Genomic DNA, 4,831 nt, shown 5'->3' on the forward strand with positions numbered 1-4,831 from the left:
TGCCCGTCGTGTTCTTGGTGGCGCGCTGGTGTTGGTGCAGCAAGGCGATGGTGTCGATCATCGTCAGGTATTTTTCATGATCGCGCCGGGTCCGTGTTTTGTCGGACAGGAACGTGAGCTGGTCGGCGTAGGGATTGACCACGGCCAGCGGGCGCAGCAAGCGCTGTGCATTGCGGTGCAAGGCCAGAATCGCATCCTTGGCCTGTTTCGCCATCAGGCCCGACAGCATGCGCCGGTTGCGTTGCAGGCTGTGAATTGCCTCGGTTTGCTCGCGCCCTTCATCGACGGTGAGGACGATGCAGCGGTTCATCAGCTCTTCGTCAATCTCGATAGCCGTCGTGGTCAGGAAGATCATGACGGGGCCTGTAACGCGGTATTCCTGGGTGATCAGGCTCCCCGTATTGGCATCCTTGCCGGTCGAGGCAATCATCAACTCGCCCTCGCTTTGCAGCAGTTTCAGGGCGTAGCTGGCCCGGCTCGCGCCTTCCTCTTCAACGATGGCAAGTATCTTGTGCTGCAAGTTCGTCTCGCCCATGTAGAACAGGCTCTGGCCAGTCATGGCGCTGTACTTGATGCGTTCTTCCTCCGGGATCATCGCCAGCACCGCATCCATCAGCGAGCTTTTGCCGGCCGCGCTTGACGACTGCACGACGATAGCCAGCGGCCTATCGAGCTTGCGGCTCACTGCGGCCAGGTAGCCAACGAGCTTGTTGGTGCGCTCGCCGACCAGCCCGCAAGCGTCGAAGTCGGCCACGATCCGGTCCAGCAGGTCGGGCGCGCGCAGCAGTGCCAGGGCGGCATCGCGCTCGGCGTCGGTCATGGTCGGGATGGTCGGCGCTGTTTTGGTCGCAGACTTGATGCGCTCGTCCTGCAACGCTTCCAGTTTGAGCAAGATACGCCCCAGGTCGTGCTTAATGAGGTCGTCGCGCACGGCCAGCTCCTTGGCCGCGTACAGCAGGTACTGGCTGCGCCCGCGCGCGCTGTACAGGTCGAGCGTATCAACGAAGTAGGCATCCTTGCAGGACACGAGCAGGTTGATCTTGAGCGTTTCTGGCGACAGGTTTTTCGGAAGGCCGCGCACGCGATAGCGCCGGTCGCCGAACGTGAACACCACTTCATCGTCCTTGATTTCGGCCTCGATGGACGCCGCCGCTGGCGCGGCCGTGGGCGAAGCGACTAAGCCGGCAGGCTCCGACGGCGCAATGCCGGCAGCATCGGATGCCGGTGCCGGTGCCGGTGCCGGTGCCGGTGCTGGTGCCGCCGTCACGACTGGCGCAGGCGCGGCGCTAACGTCGGCGACGTACTCCATCGTCTCGACGTGCTGGCCGGGGACTGCCTGCGGCGCAATGCCTTTGCCGCACCATGCTGCCTTGCGGATCAGGATGCCAAGGCTTTTCGATGCCGGCGTGACCTTCAAGGCATATTCGTTGGCGTCCATCCCCTTCGGGAACTGGATGCGGTAGCACTCGATGCCAATCGCGTGCAATTGCTCGGCCACCGCGTCGGCCGCTTTGTCGCCCGCGTCGTCGCGGTCATATGCAATCAGGACGCGCTTGGTGCCGTGCCGCTGAAACGCGGCGATGTGGTCAGGCGTAAAACCGGACGTGCCATAGCTAGCGGTGACGTTGTGATAGCCCGCCTGCCAGAACGTGAGCGCGTCGATCAGCGCCTCGCACAGGATGATTTCCTCGTGCTGCTGCAACGCCACCTCGTTCCATACGCCCTGGTGCGGCCCCGGCAGATACAGGTGCGTCGGCGTGCCCGTGCGCAGATCGTCGCGCAGCTTGCGCGCGTAGGCTTCGGTGACATTGCCGCCAATGTCGATGATCGGCACGACGATGGAGCCGTTGAAGTGTTCGTGACCGGTTTCGCGCAGGATGCCGATGCCTTGCAAACGGCCCTTGAGTTCTGCGCCGGCCTTGACGTTCTTGGCAGGGAGCCGGTAACCCAGCGTGCGGTTGGCGTAACCCAGCCTGAAACGCTCGATCATTTCCGGATCGGTCAGCCCACGCTTGGCAAGGTAGGCCAGCGCTTCCGGCGATTCAAGCAAGGTCTGGTGGTAGAAGTCGATGACCTGGTTGAGCAATTCACCATCGGCTGCGGACGGCGCTGCTGGCGGCGGCAACTTGCGCGTGCGCGATACCTTGACCGGCTCACCAACCCCCGCAGCTAAAGCAGAATCGGTGCGCAGCAGCTCGACCGCGTGCCGGAACGATACGCCGTTAGCTTTCATGACCCAATCAATCGGCCCGCCGCCAGCCTGGCATGCGCCAAGGCAGTGCCACAGGTTCTTGTCGGGGGTGATGACCAGCGAGGGCGTCTTGTCGGCGTGGAATGGGCAGCGGCCCACCAGATTGTCGCCGTGCCCCTTCAGCTCGATGCCGCGTGCTTCGGCCAATTGCAGCACCGACACGTCTTTTTTTAGTCGCTCGATCTCATCTTCCGGGATACGTGCCATAAATCCGCCTTTTCTCAAAAACCTGTCAAGTAGCCTTGTGGTGTATTTTTATTGTCCCTGTTATGCTACTATCAGTCAAGCTCAAAAAAAGGAGGGCATACACTTATGGCTACCGCAAATCTCTTTGTCCTCCCTATGAGTTTTCCCGAACGCTTGGCCTCGCTTCGCAAGGCACTTGGCTTTACACAGCAACAAATGGCCGACAAGATCGGCATGCATGTTTCGCAGCTAAAACGCTATGAATCGGGCGCGTCGCAGCCAACAATTGAGGTGTTCAGACGAATCGCTCTGGCTCTGAATGTCAGCGCGGATATGCTGCTTTTTGAACCTGACGAACGCGGCCCGGATGAACGATTGAAATTGCAATTTGAAGCCGTTTCCAAGCTCGATGAGAAAGAACGTGAGGCAGTAGAGACTATGATCGCTGGCGTTTTGCACATGCACGACGCCAAGCGCTGGACACAAACTCCTACCCCTGCCGCTAAAGCCAAGGCCAACGAAACCAAACGCTGACCTTAGCGACAGACTCGGCAATGAAGAGGTGATGCTACAGCGTGGCATTTGCCTTTCAGCCGCGTGTAAAAATTAAGCCGGACCCGGAACCCACGCACGCAGCAGTGGGTCAGGGGAGGCTTTTTTTGTTAACTATAAACAAATATCCGCCCACGCCCCGTTACCTACTCGCTTCATTCGCCACGGCGAGAGCGCCGCCAATGCCGGTGCTGCCAAGCCCACCGCCACATAAGTTTTCACGGGTCTCGGGGCGAAGCCCTGAGTTGATTGCGACGGGCGCGAAGCGAACTAGCGAGCAAAATTCTGGATGTATGTCGCACCGTGCGGCATACATCTAGCATCCTGTCCTTCGCCTCGATGCAACAAATGCTGTAGATTTGCGGCGGATTCGCGGCCAATGCTGTGAGGTTAATTGGCGGATCAGGGGCCGAGTGCATGTGAGGTCACCAGACGGCAGAAACGGCGGGCCAATTTGCCGCCGACCGGTGCAAAATCGTCGGCTCTGAACGCATGCGACAGACCTGCCGCTCGACCGGGCCCGTATTACACGGACAGCCCGCAACGGCGGGCGCTATGGCTCATTTCGAAGGTTAGCGTCATACCGGGAACTTGACCCCGTCATACGCGGGGAGCCTGCAACGGCGGGCCGTATGGCAAACCGGAGGGTTGCGTGATGTGTGAGGGATTGGAGGGGGTGGCGGGGATTCCCCGCGCACCCCGCCGCCATGGTGTTTTGCGGGGTTTTTCGTACCAGGCCAGATTTTTCCGAAGCGCGGATGGGATACGACTAGGCTACGATAGGATACGACTAGGCTACGATAGGATACGACTAGGCTACGATAGGATACGCGCAAGATACGAACAGGATACGGTCAGAATCACACCCCTGTCGCTAACACGCGCCCATCAGTTGGTGATCATCTTCATGAGATCTGCACGGGAAAGAACCTGCCAACCAGTCTTGTATGTAGTCACAGCAGTACGGAACTCATCGGGAAGCTTATGGCAATCGTCCAATGCCTTTGCCTTATTGCCCAAACTCAGAAATGCTAGGGCCCTGAAGAAATAGGCCATCTTAATGAAATATGGCTCACCTGATTTAACCACAAAATTTGCATCATCCACGACGGCCTGATCATTTCCTAGCTCCAAATTCCATCTCGCACTGACGTAGTACGCACTGGGGCAGTCCGGACGTAGCATCATCAATTTCTTCAAGTCACGAAAGGCATTTTCATGCATCCCCATGCCATGGTAGATATCGCCTCGCCTGCTAAATGCCATATAACATTCTGAGTCTACAGAAATTATTTCATTACAAACTTCGATAGCTTCTTCAAATTTATCCGAATTCTGTAGGCGCTCAACGTCGTCAAGCCTTCGCCTAATCAAATCTTCATTCTTGTTCATCAATAACTCCATCATCAAGGCCTTGGACTACCATCTAACTAAGTTTCCGCCGCAAGCTTCCTCCACCTGGCCCATCATGCATTCATCTATGCTTTTCCCGCCTACACCTTTCTTCCCGTTCGGTAGCGTGCCATTGCTAAATAATTCCTTGCAGTACCGCTCCGCTTTGTCCCATGACTGCTTGCATTCTTCCGGTGTCGGCACGGTCTTACCAGTGCACATATTTACAATGGTCCGAAAGATGGACACGGTCGGCATTTTGGGGATAACGAAAACAGGCGGCTTAGGCACCGAAATAATTCCCGCTTCTGCGCATACGACGGCATTTGCAGGATTTGCACAGGCGGCGATCGACTGAAGTCCAAGCGGATCAACCCTTGATAAAGGGTTCGCCTCAACATATGCGTAGGTATTGATCCCGCCTTTTAGGCCGATCGGATCGCTCTGCAC

4 protein-coding genes are annotated in these 4,831 nt (G+C 57.6%); 1 reads left to right on the forward strand and 3 read right to left on the reverse strand.

The features are described 5' to 3' along the window. On the reverse strand, positions 1–2,458 hold a 2,458-nt coding region (locus PO883_RS33710), incomplete at its 3' end, for a toprim domain-containing protein (RefSeq protein ID WP_289313681.1). 105 nt (positions 2,459–2,563) lie between these two features. Between PO883_RS33710 and PO883_RS33715 the strand changes: the two genes are divergently transcribed. Continuing rightward, positions 2,564–2,971: a helix-turn-helix domain-containing protein gene (locus PO883_RS33715; protein WP_222853146.1), complete on the forward strand. Its 408-nt coding sequence runs from the start codon at positions 2,564–2,566 to the stop codon at positions 2,969–2,971. Between the two features lie 906 nt (positions 2,972–3,877). Here the strand turns inward: PO883_RS33715 and PO883_RS33720 are convergent. Continuing rightward, positions 3,878–4,381 carry a tetratricopeptide repeat protein gene (locus PO883_RS33720; RefSeq protein WP_289313682.1) on the reverse strand — a complete coding sequence of 168 codons (504 nt, stop codon included), beginning with the start codon at positions 4,379–4,381 and terminating at the stop codon, positions 3,878–3,880. Between the two features lie 27 nt (positions 4,382–4,408). Next, the coding region (locus PO883_RS33725) for an RHS repeat-associated core domain-containing protein (RefSeq protein ID WP_289313683.1) at positions 4,409–4,831 on the reverse strand (423 nt) is incomplete at its 5' end.

Source organism: Massilia sp. DJPM01 (assembly GCF_030348125.1).
GTDB lineage: Bacteria > Pseudomonadota > Gammaproteobacteria > Burkholderiales > Burkholderiaceae_D > Telluria_A > Telluria_A frigida.

Bases quoted from the DNA above. Each gene is read 5' to 3' on its own strand.
- PO883_RS33720 (WP_289313682.1), bottom strand. From the start codon at position 4,381: ATGAACAAGAATGAAGATTTGATTAGGCGAAGGCTTGACGACGTTGAG.
- PO883_RS33715 (WP_222853146.1), top strand. From the start codon at position 2,564: ATGGCTACCGCAAATCTCTTTGTCCTCCCTATGAGTTTTCCCGAACGC.